Source organism: Bradyrhizobium sp. DOA9 (genome assembly GCF_000617845.2).
GTDB lineage: Bacteria > Pseudomonadota > Alphaproteobacteria > Rhizobiales > Xanthobacteraceae > Bradyrhizobium.
The window spans coordinates 1,774,202-1,790,879 of the sequence record NZ_DF820425.1; the positions used below are offsets into that span (position 1 = coordinate 1,774,202).

A 16,678-nucleotide genomic window follows, 5' to 3' on the forward strand; every position below is an offset into this window, starting at 1 on the left:
GTATGATCGTCGATTCCCATCAGCATTTCTGGGATCCGGCGCGCGCCGATTATCCCTGGATGGAAGCGGACGAGCTGGCACCGATCCGCCGTGCCTTCGGTCCGACCGATCTCGCGCCGCTGATGAAGGCGAATGGCATCGACGCCAGCATCGTCGTGCAGTGCCGTTCCGCGCTGGAAGAAACGGAGGAGTTCTTGCGGATCGCGCATGCGACGACGTCAGTCGTCGGCGTGGTCGGCTGGGTCGATCTGACTGATGGCGACCTTGGTGAAACGCTCGACCGGCTGCGCGCTCTGCCTGGCGGTGCCAAGCTGGTCGGCATCCGCCACCAGGTCCACGACGAGCTTGATGCGGATTGGCTGCTGCGCGAAGACGTCCAGCGCGGCCTCTCGGCGGTATTCGCCCGCGATCTCGCCTACGATTTCCTCGTTCGCAGCCGCGAGCTGCCTGCCGCGATCGCAACCGCGCAGGCCTTTCCGCATGCGCGTTTCGTGCTCGATCACGCCGCCAAGCCGCCGATTGCCGCCGGCGGGAGCGAGGAATGGGCCGAGCGCATCGCAGCGCTTGCTGCCTGCGGCAATGTCTGGTGCAAGATCTCGGGGCTGGCGACCGAGGCGGTCTGGGACGACTGGGATGCGGAACGGCTGTTTCCGTTCGTGGAGCGCGCCGCAACATGTTTCGGCGAGGACCGGCTGATCTTCGGATCGGACTGGCCGGTCTGCCTGCTTGCGGGAAGCTACGGCGAGATCAAGACCGCGCTGGAGGCGTGTTTGGCGAAGCTCGGCCCGCGCGTGCGGGACAAGGCGTTTGGCGCGAATGCAGCGCAGGCGTATCGGTTGGTTTAATTGCAGTGGATGCACGCTCTTACCCTCTCCCCTTGTGGGAGAGGGTGGCTCGCCGCGATAGCGGCGAGACGGGTGAGGGGTTCTCTCCGCGGGCACATCTCTCGCACTTGAGCTTGCTGAAGCAACCCCTCATCCGGCGCTTCGCGCCACCTTCTCCCACAAGGGTAGAAGGAAGAGTGGCGGCGCGTCTCGCGCCTCGCTCTACTCCGACATCGGCTTGTCCGAGATGTCCCAGTCTTTGCCTGTGAAGGTGGAGATGAACAGCGTCTTCATCGGCGTGTAGTCTTCGGGCGTGTAGCTGTAGCTGACGCCGTCGAGGAAATACGGCGAGTGGAAGCCGTTGAGGTTCGACGCCTGCTTCAGCACGTTGGCGCGGGTGAGCTCGTCGCCGCAGCGGCGCAGGATCTCGGCCATGGTCGCGGCCTGGCCGTAACCGGCGAAGGCGATGGTGTTGTCGGGGTCGATCGCCGGCGTGTACTTCTTGCGCAGCTCCTCGAACGCCATCACGTCAGGGTCCTTCTCCCATTTGGGCAGGCCGACCTCCTTGTTGTAGCGGATCGCGACGATGCCGGCGGCGTTCTCGAGGCCTGCGGCATTGAGGATCGAGCGGCCGGTGGAGCCGGCGGACAGCAGCTGCAGCGGCTTCCAGCCGAGCTCGGCCACTTTCCGGATCGACTGCGACGAGGCCTTGCCGGTGGAGATGTTGTAGAAGACGTCGGCGCCGGACTTCGAGAGATTGATGAGCTGGGAATCGACTGTCGGCTCGGTGAGATCGTAGGTCTGCTCCATGATCACCTGTGCGGTGCCGCCGGCATCCGCCAGCACTTTCTTGAACGGACCGAGAAAGTCGCGGCCGAAATCGTCGTTCTGGTAGAGGATGCCGACCTTGGCGTTCGGCTTCACGCTGACGACGTGCCGCGCCAGGATGCGCGCCTCGGTCGGGTAGAGCGGCAGGCCCGCCATCGTCCATTTGAACTCTTTCGGATTATTCCACTTCGACGCGCCGGTGTTGAGCAGGAGCTGCGGCACGCCCTTGGAGTTCAGGTATTTGTGCACGGCGGTCTGCGGCGCGGTGCCGAGCGAACCGTACAGCGCGAGCACCTCTTCCTGCTCGACCAGCCGCCGCGTCGCCTCGACGCATTTCGGCGCGCTGTAGGCGTCGTCCATGGTGAGGAACTTGACCTTGCGGCCGTTGATGCCGCCCTTCTCGTTCAGCATCTGGAAATAGGCTTCGCCGACGCGGCCGAGCACGCCGTAGAGCGAGCCGGGGCCGGAATGCGGCACGGTCTGGCCGATCTTGATCTCGGTGTCGCTGGCGCCCGCATCGTATTTCTTCTCCGCCGCCCAGACATACGGCGCGGGCAAGGTGGATGCGGCGATGGTGGCGAGCGCAGCAGCGCTGAAATCGCGCCGCGATGGATTCTTGGTCATTATTGTTTTCTCCCTGGTGCGCGCATTGTGCTGACATCGCAGCTCGGCTCGCAAGTGGGAAGTCGCAGCTTTGCGACGCAATGACGCGAAATCGCCGCAGATGCAGCGCCTAGACTCAAGTTTTCTCGGCCACGACGACGAGGCCGCGCACCGGCTCGTTGTTCTCGTTGCGCGGCGAGGCCGGCTCAAGCGTGAGAAGCTTGAGCCCGGCCTTCGCGATGGCGCCGCGCACATATTCCGTCGAATGGGCATAGCGCAGGCCGGCGCCGAGCACGATGCCATCGCCCGCATGCGTTTCCAGCGTGAAGGCGAGCACGCCGCCTGACACGAGCACGCGCCTTGCTTCGCTCAGCACCGGTGCGAGATCGGAGAGATAGACGAACGCATCCGCGGCCACGATGAGGTTTGCGCTTGTCTCGGCCTTGCCGCGCAGGCCCTCGATCATGTCGGCGACTTCGAGCTCGGCATAGAGGTTCGTCGCCCGCGCCTCCTTGATCATGCCGGGCGACAGGTCGATGCCGGTGAAATGATCGACCTGCTTGGCGAAAGCCGCCGCTGCGAGCCCGGTGCCGCAACCGAGATCGATGGTGCGCTTGAAGTAGGCGGGCTTCTTGGCGGCGACCCGCGCGGCCAGCACCGCCTTGAAGATCAGGTTGGGCGCGCGATAGCCGAGATCGTTGATCAGCGTATGTTCGAAGCGCGGCGCGTACTGGTCGAACAGCGCCTGCACATAGGCCTTCGGCATCTCCGCAATCTGCGCATCGCCCAGCCGCGTCAGGTGCAGGCCGGCGCCGTGCTGGTCCTGCGGATCGCACCGCAGCGCTTCCCGGAACGCGGCGATGGCCTTGTCGCGCTCGCCGAGCTGACGGCGGATCTCGCCGAGCGTGAACCAGGCCGAGGTGAAATCAGGCGCGAGCTCGAGCGCCTGTTCGACGAGGTCCGCGGCGGCGGGCAGATCGCCCTTGAGCTGGAGGTCGCGCGCGAACTCGAAACGGCGGTCGGCCATGAGATCGCCGGAGGTCAGGAACAGGCGGAGCGGCATGGAACTACTCGTCATTGCCGGGCTTGACCCGCCTGCGGGGCCGAAGCCCCTCCGGCGCGGCGTAGGCCCGGCAATCCATCAAAAACAGAACTCTTTAGGGGGATGGATGCGCGGGTCAAGCCCGCGCATGACAGCTTAATTTGAAGCGCCCACTTCCTATATCACCACCATGCGCCCGCAAGACATCCTGCTGCCAAATGCTGCCGGCCTGTGCTGCAAGCCCGGCGGCTTCCATATCGACCCTATCAGGCCCGTGGAGCGGGCCGTGATCACCCACGGTCATTCCGACCATGCCCGTGCCGGCCATGGCGCGGTGCTGGCGACGCAGGAAACGCTCGACATGATGCGGCTGCGCTATGGCGAGGACTTTGCCGGCTCGACCCAGGCGATCCGCTATGGCGAGGAGATCCGGCTCGGCGACGTCAAGGTCAAGTTTCACCCCGCCGGCCATGTGCTGGGCTCGGCGCAAATCGCGGTCTCGTGCAAGGACACGTGCATCGTCGCTTCCGGCGACTACAAGGACGCGCCGGACCCGACCTGCACGCCGTTCGAGCTGGTGCCCTGCGACGTCTTCATCACCGAGGCGACGTTCGGGCTCCCGGTGTTCCGGCATGGCGATGCCGGCGACGAGGTCAGGAAGCTGCTCGCGTCCGTCGCGCTGTTTCCGGAGCGCGCGCATCTCGTCGGTGCCTATTCGCTCGGCAAGGCGCAGCGCGTGATCAAGCTGCTGCGTCAAGCCGGCTATGACGCGCCGATCTATCTGCATGGCGCGATGGAGACGATCACGCATTACTACCAGAGCCGCGGCATCGACCTCGGCGAGCTCAGGCCGGTGAAGGGCATGAAGAAGGCGGCGCTGGCCGGCACCATCACCTTGGCGCCGCCATCGGCGACATCTGATCTCTGGACGCGGCGCTTTCCGGATCCCGTCACCGCCTTCGCCTCGGGCTGGATGCGCGTGCGCGCCCGGGCGCGGCAGCGCGGCGTCGAGCTGCCGCTGGTGATTTCCGACCACGCCGACTGGGACGGCCTCACCGCGACCATCGCGGCGACCGGCGCCGGCGAGATCTGGGTCACCCACGGCCAGGAAGATGCGCTGGTGCATTGGTGCCGGAGCAAGGGCCTGAAGGCGCAGCCGCTCGATCTCGTCGGCTATGGCGACGAGGAGGAGAGCGAGACGCCCATTCAAGGCGAGACTGAGGCATGAACCGCTTCGCCGAGCTGCTCGATCGCCTCGCCTACGAGCCCGGCCGCAACAACAAGCTGCGGCTGATCACCGGCTATTTCCGCGAGGTCGGCGATCCCGACCGCGGCTATGCGCTGGCGGCGCTGACCGGCGCACTCAGCTTCAAGCACGCCAAGCCCGCGCTGATCCGCGATCTCATCGCGTCGCGCACGGACGAGGTGCTGTTCGGCTTGAGCTACGACTATGTCGGCGATCTCTCCGAGACGGTGGCGCTGATGTGGCCGAAGGCCGCGCTCGCCGCCCATAACAACCCGCCACCGCCGAGCCTCACCGAGGTCGTCACCACGCTGCGCACGCTCGGCAAGACCGAGCTGCCCAGGCAGCTCGAGCGCTGGCTCGACGAGCTGGACGAGACCGGCCGCTGGGCGCTGCTGAAGCTCGTCACGGGCGCCCTTCGGATCGGCATCTCCGCGCGCCTTGCCAAGACTGCCGCCGCAGCGCTCGGCGACAAGGACCCGCACGAGGTCGAGCTGATCTGGCCGGGGCTCGTCCCGCCCTATCTCGACCTGTTCGCCTGGCTGGAAGGACGCGGCGACAAGCCCGTCAACCGCGATCCCGCGCCGTTCCGCCCGGTGATGCTGGCGCATGCGATCGAGGATGCGGATTTCGCTGCGCTCGATCCCGCCGATTACATCGCCGAATGGAAATGGGACGGCATCCGCGTGCAGGCGGTCGCCGGCCGCGACGAGCGCGGCCATATCAATGCGCGGCTCTATTCCCGCACCGGCGAGGACATCACGGGAAGCTTTCCCGATCTCGTGCCGTCGCTGCGCCTGCCGGGCGCGATCGACGGCGAGCTTTTGATCCTGCGCGAAGGCCGCGTCCAGAGCTTCAACGTTCTGCAGCAGCGCCTCAACCGCAAGGTCGTCTCGCCGAAGCTGATCAAGGAGTTTCCGATTCACTTGCGCGCCTACGATCTGCTCGGCGACGACGAGAACGATCTGCGCGAGCTGCCCTTCGCCGAGCGGCGCGAACGGCTGGAGCGGTTCATCGCAAAGCTCGACGATCCCCGCATCGATCTCTCGCCCACCGTGCCCTTCGGCAGCTGGGAGGCACTCACCGCCGCACGCGCCGATCCCGCGAGCGCCGGCGCCGGCGAGGATGCGGACGCGGTCGAAGGCGTCATGCTGAAGCGGCGGGATGCGCCCTATCTGCCGGGGCGGCCGAAGGGCCAGTGGTGGAAGTGGAAGCGCGACCCGCACATCATCGACGCCGTGCTGATGTATGCGCAGCGCGGTCACGGCAAGCGCTCGTCCTATTATTCCGATTACACCTTTGGCGTCTGGACGGCAGGCGATGGCGGCGACGAGCTGGTGCCGGTCGGAAAAGCCTATTTCGGCTTCACCGACGAGGAGCTTTTGCAGATCGACCGCTTCGTCCGCCGCAACACCACGGAAAAATTCGGGCCCGTGCGCCATGTCGTGCACGAAGCCGACAAGGGGCTGGTGCTGGAGGTCGCCTTCGAGGGTCTGCAGCGCTCGCCCAGGCACAAATCCGGCGTCGCCATGCGCTTTCCCCGCATCAGCCGCCTGCGCTGGGACAAGCCGCCGCGCGAGGCGGATAGGCTGGAAACGCTGGAGAAGATGCTGAAGGAAGAGGCGGCGGAGATCGAGGTGTGAACTGTTGCCACGAAGGTGGTGCGCTCCCTCTCCCGCTTGCGGGAGAGGGTCGGGGAGAGGGCTGCCTCCGCAATGGGATTATCAAGAGAATCCCCTAGAGGAGAAAGCCCTCACCCGGCGCTCCGCGCCGACCTCTCCCGCAAGCGAGAGCTTTGCGTAATGAGTTGTGCTGGAGTGAAGTTCGATATGGGGCTTTTTTTGAACGGCCTCGCGTAGCCCCAGAGGGGTGGGGCGTCTGTTTTTCGTGGCCGCGGGGTAGCGGCGGGTGGTGGTCACGCTGCGGCTCCTATCGGGCACAGCACCGCCCATCGTTTGAGGTTCATGGCGAGGCAGATCAGGCGCAGATGCGTCTGATTGCGCGCCAAACCCAGATAGCGAGCGCGCGCCCAGCGGTAGCTGCCCTTGAGGCGCGCGAAGACCTGCTCGACCGGTGCGCGGCGCTTTCCCACGGCATTGTTGAAGCGCTTCTGCCGCTCGGTGAGCGGATGATGCTTGTTCGGCCGGAACATCAGCCTCGGCTTGATTCCTCGCGCGGCGAGCCCGCTGCGGCGCTCGTGCTTGTCATAGGCTTGGTCGGCATAGACCGCCTTCTCATCACCACAGACCAACTCGTCGGCGGGCACCGTGTCGTTGACCGCAGCGTCGGTCAGCTTGCTGCGGCGGACGATGGCCGAACTCTGATCCATGCCGATATGGGCTTTGTAGCCGAAGTACCGCTTGCCGCCCTTCTTGGTCCAGCGTGCATCTGGATCGCGCTTGCTGTTGACCAGCTTGCTCGGTTCACGGCCGTCCGGGCCGGGCGGCTGCGGGTCCTTTGGCGGCTTCGGCGGCTTTACTGCTGCCGAGATCAGGCTCGCATCGATCAATGTGCCCCGGCGCAGCACCAGCCCGCGTGCGTCGATCTGATGCAGGATCTCGGCGAACAGCTTCTCGTCCAGACCGGCTCGCTGCAAAGCCTCGCGGAATCGCCAGATCGTCGTGTGATCAGGCGTCTCGTCGCTCAGCACAAAGCCGCAGAAGGCGCGGAACGAGGCCCGGTCGTCGAGCGCTTCCTCGAGCGCCGGATCGGAAAGCCCATACCATTGCTGCAGCAGCAGCGCCTTGAACAGCACCAGTCGCGGATAGGGCGGAGGGCCGCGCTCCGGCTCCGGAAGACCATTCAGCACTCTCTCCACTGCCGCCCAGTCGACCAGTTCGCCAATCCGCTTCAGCACCGGGCTACCCTTCCCTCGCCGCGATACCAGCGCATCCGCGAAGCTCAGTTGCCCAACCTCTCGATATGCCATCCGAATCCGCCTCCACCACAGGCCCTAGAGAATCGCAAATCCTCCTCTTGTGCAAAGCTCTCGCTTGCGGGAGAGGTTAAGGAGCCCGCGGCCAGCAGCGCGCCACAATCAAACCTCTGCCGGTTTGCCCGAATTAAACTCCCGTAACCCGATTGACGCCCTGCTCCGGGTTCCCCATCTCCCCCGCCGTGCCTATAATGGGCGCGAATCCGCTTCAGGAGTTTGCGATGGTCCAAGACGTCAGAGATTTGCCGGCCGGCCGCAGCGACGGCCTGCACCGCTTTCTCGGCGGCTCGCCGCTGACCGTCGCGTTCCGTCTGGTGCTGCTCTCGATCCTGGTCGGCGTCGTGCTGGCGGCGATCGGCTTCGATCCCTGGAACATCATCCACAGCATCCGCCTGTTGTTCCAGCGGCTGTGGGATCTCGGCTTCGACACCATCAACTGGCTGTGGCGCTACTTCCTGCTCGGCGCGGTCATCGTGATCCCGATCTGGCTGCTGTCGCGCGTGTTCGGCGCGCCGCGCGGCCGGTAAGGATCTGAGCGGGAGTGCGCAGCCGATGCAACTGCGTTTCGTCGGCTGCGGTGACGCCTTCGGCTCCGGCGGCAGGCTCAACACCTGCTTCCACGTCTCCGGGCGCGAAGCCAATTTCCTGATCGATTGCGGCGCGTCGGCGCTGCCGGCCCTGAAGCGGCTCGAGATCGATCGGGGCGAGATCGACCTGATCCTGATCACCCATTTCCACGGCGACCATTTTGCCGGCCTGCCGTTCTTGCTGCTCGACGCGCAATTCTCGCGGCGAACGCGGCCGCTGACGATCGCCGGCCCGCAAGGCATCGAGCGGCGGCTGCGCAAGGTGATGGAGGCGCTGTTCGAGCATTCCTCGAAGACAAAACAGCGCTTCGAGCTCAACGTCGTCGAGCTCGCGCCGGAACAGAGCCGGAGCTTCGGCGCGGTGAAGGTGACGCCCTATCCGGTGGTGCACGGCGAATCCGGCGGGCCGTTCCTCGCCTATCGCGTCACAGCCGAGGGCCGCACGCTCGCCTACAGCGCCGATACCGAATGGACGGAGACGCTCATTCCGCTGGCGCATGGCGCGGACCTTTTCATCGTCGAAGCCTATATGTACGAGAAGGTGGTCAAGAACCATCTCAGCCTGAAGACCTTGGAACAGCATCTGCCCGACATCGGCGCCAAGCGGCTCGTCCTCACCCATATGAGCGACGACATGCTGTCGCGTCTCGGTGACGTCGAGCACCTTGCCGCCGAAGACGGCATGGTGCTCGTGTTCTGAAAGATGCACGCGCCCGTTCATCACCGCGTCGGTAGCCGGCAGGTCTTCGCCATCGCAGGTCCCGCGATGGTCGCGAACCTCACGACGCCGCTGATCGGCGTGGTCTCGACCACCGCGATCGGGCGGCTCGACGATGCCGCGCTGCTCGGCGGCGTCGCGATGGCCTCCGTCATCTTCGACTGCCTGTTCTGGCTGTTCGGCTTCCTGCGCATGAGCACGCTGGCCTTTACGGCGCAGGCGCTCGGCGCTGGCGAGACGCGCGAGCAGACCGTGATCCTGGTGCGCGGCTTCATCGTCGCCGGCCTGATCGGCGCGGCGCTGATCGTGCTGCAGCTGCCGCTGGCAGGCGCACTGTTCGACCTGATGGGCGGCAGCGAGGGCGTGACGCGCGCCGCGAAGACCTATTTCATGATCCGGATCTGGTCCTCGCCCTTCGCCTTCGCCAATTACGTCATCCTCGGCTGGCTGGTAGGGCAGGCCCGCGCCAATCCGGCGCTTGGGCTCCAGGTCGTGATCAACCTCATCAACATGGTGGCGACGATCCTCTTGGTGCTGGTCTACCACACCGGCATCGCCGGCGCGGCGATCGCCGCGCTTCTGTCCGAGACGATCGGCTTCATGCTCGGCGTGATCGTGTGCCGGCGCCATGCGGTGGGCGGTTTTGCCGTGCCTCGCGCAACGCTGTTCGATCGCGCCAAGCTGATGCGGCTCCTGGCGGTCAACACCGACATCCTGATCCGTACCGCGGCGCTGATCGCCGTGTTCCTGTTCTTCACCGCCAAGGGCGCGCGCGCCGGCGACGTCACGCTGGCGGCGAACTCCGTGCTCAACAATTTCCTCCTGGTCAGCGCCTTCTTCCTCGACGGCCTCGCCAACGCGGCGCAGCAGCTCTGCGGCCGCGCCTTTGGCGGGCGCGACGCCAAGGGGTTTGCGGATTCGACCAGGCTGGTGCTGGCGTGGGGGCTCGGCTTTGCCATCGTCGTCGCCGTGCTGTTCGCAGCGCTCGGCCCTGCCATCATCAACGTCATGACGGCGAGCGAGGACGTCCGCCGCGCCGCGCGCGAGTTCCTGCCCTTCATCGTGCTGGCGCCGATCCCCGGCGTGTTCGCCTTCGGCTTCGACGGCATCTATGTCGGCGCGACCTGGGCGCGGGAGATGCGCAATCTGATGCTGCTCTCGCTCGCGATCTTCTTCGCCGTTTGGCTGGCGCTGCAATCGTTCGGCAATGCCGGCCTGTGGAGCGCGCTGATCGCGTTCTACGTCGCGCGCGGCGGCTTGCAGGGCGCGAGGTATCCGGCGCTGTATCGGGCGACGTTCGCGAAACCGTAGAAGAACCGTAGCCCGGGTGGAGCGCAGCGTAATCCGGGGCTTTGCCTATGCGGATAGCTTCCCGGATTGCGCTGCGCTCCCATCCGGGCGACGAGACCTGCCTACATCCCCGGCCAGTCTTCCGCCGTCAGCGTCGCCGCATCGGCGCCGACGATCTCGGAGAGCGAATCCCGCCCCGTTCGCAGCAGCGTCGAGGTCAGGTCGCGCTTGATCTCGTCGACGAGGCCGAGGCCCTTGTAGACCAGCGACGAATAGAGCTGGATCAGGCTGGCCCCGGCGCGGATCTTGGTCAGCGCGGCGCCGCCCGAATCCACGCCGCCGACGCCGATCAGCGGGAATGCGCCCTCGACCCGCACATAGGTTTCCGCGACCATGCGCGTCGACAGGCGGAACAGCGGCCGGCCGGACAGGCCGCCTTGCTCCTTCGCCCGCGTCGCTTCGCGCAGCGTGCTCGGCCGCGCGATCGTGGTGTTCGACACGATCATGCCGTCGACCCGGCGCGAGCGCGCGACCTGCACGACGTCGTCGAGCTGGGCAAGGCTCAAATCCGGCGCGATCTTGAGCAGCACCGGCGTGTCGCCGGCCTTCTGCCTGACCTGCTCGCGGGCCTCGATCACGCGCGCGAGGAGATCGTCGAGCAGCGCGCCTTCCTGAAGGTTGCGCAGGCCCGGCGTGTTCGGCGATGAGACGTTGACGGTGAAATAGCTCGCCACCGGCGCGAAGGTCTCGATCAGCTTGACGTAGTCGCCGACACGATCGGCTGAATCCTTGTTGGCGCCGACATTGACGCCGACGATGCCGCCGTGCTGCGCGCGCGCGGCGAGCCGGCGCAACGCGACTTCGGCGCCGTCATTGTTGAAGCCCATGCGGTTGATGATCGCCTCGTCGCGCTCCAGCCGGAACAGCCGCGGCCGCGGATTGCCGGCCTGCGGCTTCGGCGTCACCGAGCCGATCTCGACGAAGCCGAAGCCGAGCCGCAGCAGCGCGTCCGGCACCTCGGCGCTCTTGTCGAAGCCCGCGGCCATGCCGATCGGATTGGGAAAGTTCAGCCCGAAGGCGCGCACCGCGAGCTTGGGATCGTCGGCACGCGGCTTGACCGGCGGCAGGAAGCGCAGGCCCTGGATCGCAAGACGATGCGCGTCCTCGGGATCGAGCCAGCGCAGCACCGGCAGCGAAAAGGCGTCGAATGCGCGGATCACGGCAACAGCTCCGGAACGTCGTGACCGCCGTCGGAGCGCGTGTTGAGGTTCGTCACCGCGATCACGGCGCCGAGATCGAGCTCGCCATAGAGATGGGGGAAGAGCTCGTCATTGCGCGAGCGTTCCCAGCGCAATTCGCTCCCCAGCGCATCGCCGTCGACCTCGACCAGGAACAGCGCGCGCTGCCCGAAATAGTGCTTGCGCAGGGTCTCGGGAACCTGGGAAGCGGTCGAGAAATGAATGAACCCGTCGCGCGAATCATCTGCGCTGCCCCGGTAGACACCCTGCCGTTCCGCCTCGCGCCAGGCCGAGGCCGGACAGATTTTGTAGATCTTGACCACCGCTACCGCAGCCTTGTTTGTTCTTTGAGTCTTCTGGGTTTTTTCGTCTTTCGCGGGTCCTCGAAACCCGGGCGCGACCGTAAAGGCCGTCCCTTCCGAACTCAAGACTTAGAGCCTTTTCCGCGCCGATGAAATCGGAGCGGCTCCAAATTCCTCTTTTGGCCATTTTCCGACACAACGGGTATCCGCCGCTCTTCGTCGCCTCTTGCGCGAAAAACGGAAAACCGGTTGATTTGAGGACAGTTTTCCTGAGTTGCGACGGGCTGGACCTTCCATGGTCAGACAGGCCAAAGCGCAGAGGATGCTGACTCACGACCAGATCTGGGCCGCGTTGGACCGGCTGGCGGCGCGCGCCGGATTATCGCCGTCCGGCCTTGCCAAGCGCGCCGGGCTCGATCCCACCACCTTCAACAGGTCCAAGCGCGTCACCGCCGACGGCCGCGAGCGCTGGCCCTCGACCGAATCGATCGCAAAAGCGCTGGCCGCGGCCGACGCCTCGATCGACAGCTTTGCCAAATTGATCGACGACGACGGCATGGGCGATGGCCGCTCGATGCCGCTGCTCGGTTTCGCGCAGGCGACGACGAGCGGCGCTTTCGACGAGGCCGGCCTTCCATCCGGCAAGGGCTGGACCGAGATCGCGCTGCCCGCCACCGAGGACAGCCATGCCTTTGCGCTGGAGATGTCCGGCGATGCGCTCGCGCCCGTCTATCGCGACGGCGACATCGTCCTGGTCTCGCCCGGTGCGCCGATTCGCAAAGGCGATCGCGTGGTGGTGCGGAGCAAGGCGGGCGAGATGATGGTCGCAACGCTGAAGCGCCGAACGGCCAAGGCGCTCGAGCTGCAGCCGCTCGATGCGACGCGGGCCGAATGCACGATGGCGGCGGGTGATGTGGCGTGGATTGCGCGGATCCTGTGGGCCAGCCAGTGATTGCGAACCATGACACCGTTCGCGCTGCGATCGCCATTGCGACTCACCACGCCTCTCGCATAGGTTGCGCACCTGTTGCCGATCAAGTTCATTTCGAGGGGGACTACGATGAATCGCCGTCACGCATTGAAGGCCCTGGCGGGTCTCGCACTTTGTCCGCTGTGCAAGCCCACCTTCGCCGCCGAAGGCGCGCATTGGAGCTATGAGGGCGCCGGCGGCCCGGCCAAATGGGGCGATCTCGACGCGGCCAACAAGGTTTGCGCGGTCGGCCTGCAGCAATCGCCGATCGACATCGAGGCGACGATCAAGTCGCAATTGCCGGTTCTGAAGCTGAGCTGGGGCAAGAGCGCCGACACCATCGTCAACAACGGGCACACCATCCAGCTCAACTTCGCCGAAGGCAGCACGCTGATGCTCGGCGACGTCAAGTACAAGCTGCTCCAGGTGCACTTCCACCGGCCGAGCGAGCACCAGATCGGCGGCAAGAATTTTCCGATGGAGGCGCATTTCGTCCATCGCAACGATTCCGGCGGGCTCGCCGTGGTCGGCGTGCTCATGACCGAGGGCAGGCCGAACGCGGCGTTCGGCAAGATCGTCAAGACCATGCCGGCGGCGGAAGGACCCGCGGTGAAGGCGGATGCGAGCATCGATCCCCACGCCATGCTGCCGCCCAAGCTCAGCTATTACCGCTATCCCGGCTCGCTGACGACGCCGCCCTGCTCGGAAGTGGTCGAATGGCTGCTGCTGACCACCCCGATCCAGGTGGCGGCAAGCGATGTCGCCGCGTTCGCAAAGCTGTACCCGATGAATGCGCGCCCGGTGCAGAAGGACAACAGGCGCTACGTGCTGCGATCGATTTGAGCGGGGGCACTCCGCCGCTTCGCTAAGTTACTCGCTGTCATTCCCCGCGCAGGCGGGGAATCCAGTACGCCGCGGCCTCTCGGCGTAATCACAAGCGCTCTGGGATACTGGATCGCCCGCCTTCGCGGGCGATGACCGTGCAAGTGCATTCACGCACTCCTTGCCAGCGCCCCGTCGATCATGTTCACCGCGTTCTGCACGCCGTAGACCGCGACGAAGGAGCCGAAGCGCGGGCCCTTCTCCTGGCCGAGCAGCACCTGGTAGAGCATGTTGAACCAGTCCAGTGTCACGCCGGGACGGCCGTCCTTGCCCTTCTTGACCTGGTCGAGGAACGGCTCGCGGCGGCCGATCTCGTAGACGACGTTCTGGATGTCCTCGGCGGAAGCGTCCGGCGCGAGCTGCGACAGCGCATCGCGAAGGTCCTGCAGCGCAGCGCGTTCGCTGTCGCTGGGCACGCGGAACTGCTTCGTCGGCGCGACGAAGTCGCGATAATAGTTGATGGCGTAGCCGACCATCGCGTCGAGCTTCGGATGCGTCTGCGGGCTCACGCCGGGCCGATAGCGGCCGATGAAGCCCCACAACGTTTCGGCGTTCTCCGCGTTCGACGACGACACCAGCGTCAGCAGCAGCTGGAAGGTGACGGGCATGTCGCCCAGCGGCGGCTTGCCGTTGTGGATGTGCCAGACCGGATTGCCGAGCTGCTGCTTGCCGTCCTGCTTGGCAAAGCCGTCGAGGAATTGCTGGTAGTCGTCGACGTTGCGCGGGATGACGTCGAAATACAGCCGCTTGGCCGCCTTCGGCTCGCGATACATGAACAGCGACAGCGATTCCGGCGAGGCGTAGCGCAGCCATTCGTCGATGGTGAGGCCGTTGCCCTTCGACTTCGAGATCTTCTGGCCCTTCTCGTCGAGGAAGAGCTCGTAGTTGAAGCCTTCCGGCGGCGTGGCGCCGAGCGCCTTCGCGATCGCGCCGGACAGCTTCACGGAATCGATCAAATCCTTGCCGGCCATCTCGTAGTCGACGCCGAGCGCGACCCAGCGCATCGCCCAGTCGGCCTTCCACTGGCATTTTACATTTCCGCCGGTGACTGATGTCTCGACCTCCTGGTTGGTGTCGGGATCGACATAGGTCACGGTGCCGGCGGCGACGTCGCGACGGATCATCGGCACCTGGAGCACCACGCCGGTGGTCTTGCTGATGGGCAGGAACGGCGAATAGGTGGCGCGGCGGTCCGGCCCCAGCGTCGGCAGGATGATGTCCATGATCTTGTCGTAGGCGGCGAGCATCTTCAGCAGCGTCGCGTCGAAGCGGCCGGACGTGTAATAGTCGGTCGAACTCGCGAACTCGTAGTCGAAGCCGAAATGATCGAGGAAGGCGCGCAGCCGCGCATTGTTGTGCGCGCCAAAGCTGTCATGCGTGCCAAAGGGGTCGGGTACGCGCGTCAGCGGCTTGCCGAGATTGGCTTCCAGGGGTGCCCGGTTCTTCACGTTGTCCGGCACCTTGCGCAGCCCGTCCATGTCGTCGGAGAACGCCAGGAGGCGCGTCTTGATCTTGTCCTCGGTGAGCACGCGGAAGGCGTGGCGCACCATCGAGGTGCGCGCCACCTCGCCGAACGTGCCGATATGCGGCAGGCCGGATGGACCATAGCCGGTCTCGAACAGCACCTCGTCCTTCGGGCTTTTCTTCAGCCGCGCGACAATGGCCTTCGCCTGCTCGAACGGCCAGGCGTTGGATTGTTCGGCGAGCGCACGCAACTCGCTCGGGTTCGCGGTGAGATCAATAACGGACATCAGGGGCCTCCGGGCCGCGGAAAATAGCGATTTCCCCGCAGAATGCAAAAGTTGCGAGCTAATACCCCCAGCCGTCTCCCACTTCCAGGGAGGGCTATTCTGATAGGGTGTGCACGGATGAGGCGGCATCGGCGCTGGGCTCCCTCCCCCGCATGCGGGGGAGGGTTGGGGAGAGGGTGTCTCCACGTTGGGGTTGTCGAGAATTTGCGGAGTATGTCCCTGCGTGGCGAGAGCCCTCACCCGCCGCGCTCTGCGAGCGCGTCGGCCTCTCCCGCAAGCGAGAGCTTTGCATAAGAGGAGGATTTGCGATTCTCTAGGGCCTGTGGTGGAGGCGGATTCGGATGGCATATCGAGAGGTTGGGCAACCGAGCTTCGCGGACGCGCTGGTATCGCGGCGAGGGAAGGGTAACGCGGTGCTGAAGCGGATTGGCGAACTGGTCGACTGGGCGGCTGTGGAAAGAGTGCTGGGTGGTCTTCCGGAGCCGGAGCGTGGCCCTCCGCCCTATCCGCGACTGGTGCTGTTCAAGGCGCTGCTGCTGCAGCAATGGTATGGGCTTTCCGATCCGGCGCTCGAGGAAGCGCTCGACGACCGGGCCTCGTTCCGAGCCTTCTGCGGCTTTGTGCTGAGCGACGAGACGCCTGACCACACGACGATCTGGCGATTCCGCGAGGCTTTGCAGCGAGCCGGTCTGGACGAGAAGCTGTTCGCCGAGATCCTGCATCAGATCGACGCACGCGGGCTGGTGCTGCGCCGGGGCACATTGATCGATGCGAGCCTGATCTCGGCAGCAGTAAAGCCGCCGAAGCCGCCAGAGGACCCGCAGCCGCCCGGCCCGGACGGCCGTGAACCGAGCAAGCTGGTCAACAGCAAGCGCGATCCAGATGCACGCTGGACCAAGAAGGGCGGCAAGCGGTACTTCGGCTACAAAGCCCATATCGGCATGGATCAGAGTTCGGCCATCGTCCGCCGCAGCAAGCTGACCGACGCTGCGGTCAACGACACAGTGCCCGCCGACGAACTGGTCTGTGGTGATGAGAAGGCGGTCTATGCCGATCAAGCCTATGACAAGCACGAGCGCCGCAGCGGGCTCGCCGCGCGGGGAATCAAGCCGAGGCTGATGTTCCGGCCCAACAAGCATCATCCGCTCACCGAGCGGCAGAAGCGCTTCAACGATGCCGTGGGAAAGCGCCGCGCACCGGTCGAGCAGGTCTTCGCGCGCCTCAAGGGCAGCTATCGCTGGGCGCGCGCTCGCTATCTGGGTTTGGCGCGCAATCAGACACATCTGCGCCTGATCTGCCTCGCCATGAACCTCAAGCGATGGGCGGTGCTGTGCCCGATAGGAGCCGCAGCGTGACCACCACCCGCCGCTACCCCGCGGCCACGAAAGACAGACGCCCCACCCCTCTGGGGCTACGCGAGGCCGTTCAAAAAAAGCCCCATATCGAACTTCACTCCAGCACAACT

Annotated in this window: 15 protein-coding genes; 9 read left to right on the top strand and 6 right to left on the bottom strand. The window is 65.6% G+C overall.

Translation table 11 applies throughout. The annotated features are described in order from the left end of the window. Nucleotides 1-2 precede the first annotated feature (2 nt). Nucleotides 3-845, top strand: a complete 843-nt coding sequence (locus tag BDOA9_RS08160) for an amidohydrolase family protein (protein ID WP_025033452.1) — start codon at nt 3-5, stop codon at nt 843-845. Between the two features lie 201 nt (nt 846-1,046). Here BDOA9_RS08160 and BDOA9_RS08165 read toward each other — a convergent pair whose 3' ends face one another. Beyond that, the gene (locus BDOA9_RS08165; protein ID WP_025033453.1) at nt 1,047-2,276 is read right to left on the bottom strand and encodes an ABC transporter substrate-binding protein; all 1,230 of its coding nucleotides are present in this window, start codon (nt 2,274-2,276) and stop codon (nt 1,047-1,049) included. 115 nt (nt 2,277-2,391) lie between these two features. Continuing rightward, nucleotides 2,392-3,318: a class I SAM-dependent DNA methyltransferase gene (locus tag BDOA9_RS08170; protein WP_025033454.1), complete on the bottom strand. Its 927-nt coding sequence runs from the start codon at nt 3,316-3,318 to the stop codon at nt 2,392-2,394. A gap of 169 nt (nt 3,319-3,487) precedes the next feature. Here BDOA9_RS08170 and BDOA9_RS08175 point away from each other — a divergent pair, with 169 nt between their 5' ends. Beyond that, nucleotides 3,488-4,525 carry a ligase-associated DNA damage response exonuclease gene (locus BDOA9_RS08175; RefSeq protein ID WP_025033455.1) on the top strand — a complete coding sequence of 346 codons (1,038 nt, stop codon included), beginning with the start codon at nt 3,488-3,490 and terminating at the stop codon, nt 4,523-4,525. Beyond that, nucleotides 4,522-6,183: an ATP-dependent DNA ligase gene (locus BDOA9_RS08180; RefSeq protein ID WP_025033456.1), complete on the top strand. Its 1,662-nt coding sequence runs from the start codon at nt 4,522-4,524 to the stop codon at nt 6,181-6,183. The genes BDOA9_RS08175 and BDOA9_RS08180 overlap by 4 nt, the downstream gene beginning before the upstream one ends. A 272-nt stretch (nt 6,184-6,455) precedes the next feature. On the opposite strand, the gene BDOA9_RS08185 is transcribed toward BDOA9_RS08180, so the two are convergent. Beyond that, on the bottom strand, nt 6,456-7,469 hold the full coding sequence (locus BDOA9_RS08185) for an IS5 family transposase (protein ID WP_025033457.1): 1,014 nt from the start codon (nt 7,467-7,469) through the stop codon (nt 6,456-6,458). A gap of 227 nt (nt 7,470-7,696) precedes the next feature. Here BDOA9_RS08185 and BDOA9_RS08190 point away from each other — a divergent pair, with 227 nt between their 5' ends. Genes BDOA9_RS08190 through BDOA9_RS08200 form a run of 3 tightly spaced genes read left to right on the top strand, consistent with a single transcriptional unit; the run spans nt 7,697 to nt 10,091 of the window. After that, nucleotides 7,697-8,002 (top strand): DUF6460 domain-containing protein, encoded by a 306-nt coding sequence (locus tag BDOA9_RS08190; protein ID WP_025033458.1) that lies wholly within the window; start codon nt 7,697-7,699, stop codon nt 8,000-8,002. A 25-nt stretch (nt 8,003-8,027) separates the two neighbouring features. After that, on the top strand, nt 8,028-8,762 hold the full coding sequence (locus tag BDOA9_RS08195; protein WP_025033459.1) for an MBL fold metallo-hydrolase: 735 nt from the start codon (nt 8,028-8,030) through the stop codon (nt 8,760-8,762). A gap of 3 nt (nt 8,763-8,765) precedes the next feature. Beyond that, complete coding sequence (locus BDOA9_RS08200; protein WP_025033460.1) at nt 8,766-10,091, top strand: MATE family efflux transporter; 1,326 nt, start codon at nt 8,766-8,768, stop codon at nt 10,089-10,091. Between the two features lie 101 nt (nt 10,092-10,192). On the opposite strand, the gene BDOA9_RS08205 is transcribed toward BDOA9_RS08200, so the two are convergent. Beyond that, nucleotides 10,193-11,290 (bottom strand): quinone-dependent dihydroorotate dehydrogenase, encoded by a 1,098-nt coding sequence (locus BDOA9_RS08205; RefSeq protein WP_025033461.1) that lies wholly within the window; start codon nt 11,288-11,290, stop codon nt 10,193-10,195. After that, complete coding sequence (locus BDOA9_RS08210; protein WP_025033462.1) at nt 11,287-11,631, bottom strand: DUF952 domain-containing protein; 345 nt, start codon at nt 11,629-11,631, stop codon at nt 11,287-11,289. Before BDOA9_RS08210 ends, BDOA9_RS08205 begins: the two co-directional genes overlap by 4 nt. Nucleotides 11,632-11,905: 274 nt before the next feature. Here BDOA9_RS08210 and BDOA9_RS08215 point away from each other — a divergent pair, with 274 nt between their 5' ends. Both BDOA9_RS08215 and BDOA9_RS08220 read left to right on the top strand, forming a co-directional pair. Further along, nucleotides 11,906-12,562: a S24 family peptidase gene (locus BDOA9_RS08215; RefSeq protein ID WP_025033463.1), complete on the top strand. Its 657-nt coding sequence runs from the start codon at nt 11,906-11,908 to the stop codon at nt 12,560-12,562. A gap of 108 nt (nt 12,563-12,670) precedes the next feature. Then, nucleotides 12,671-13,423 (top strand): carbonic anhydrase, encoded by a 753-nt coding sequence (locus tag BDOA9_RS08220; protein ID WP_025033464.1) that lies wholly within the window; start codon nt 12,671-12,673, stop codon nt 13,421-13,423. 149 nt (nt 13,424-13,572) lie between these two features. On the opposite strand, the gene BDOA9_RS08225 is transcribed toward BDOA9_RS08220, so the two are convergent. Then, on the bottom strand, nt 13,573-15,213 hold the full coding sequence (locus BDOA9_RS08225; RefSeq protein ID WP_025033465.1) for a lysine--tRNA ligase: 1,641 nt from the start codon (nt 15,211-15,213) through the stop codon (nt 13,573-13,575). A 341-nt stretch (nt 15,214-15,554) separates the two neighbouring features. Between BDOA9_RS08225 and BDOA9_RS08230 the strand changes: the two genes are divergently transcribed. Further along, a complete protein-coding gene (locus BDOA9_RS08230) occupies nt 15,555-16,568 on the top strand; it encodes an IS5 family transposase (protein WP_025033211.1) in 1,014 nt (337 codons plus the stop codon). Nucleotides 16,569-16,678: the final 110 nt, after the last annotated feature.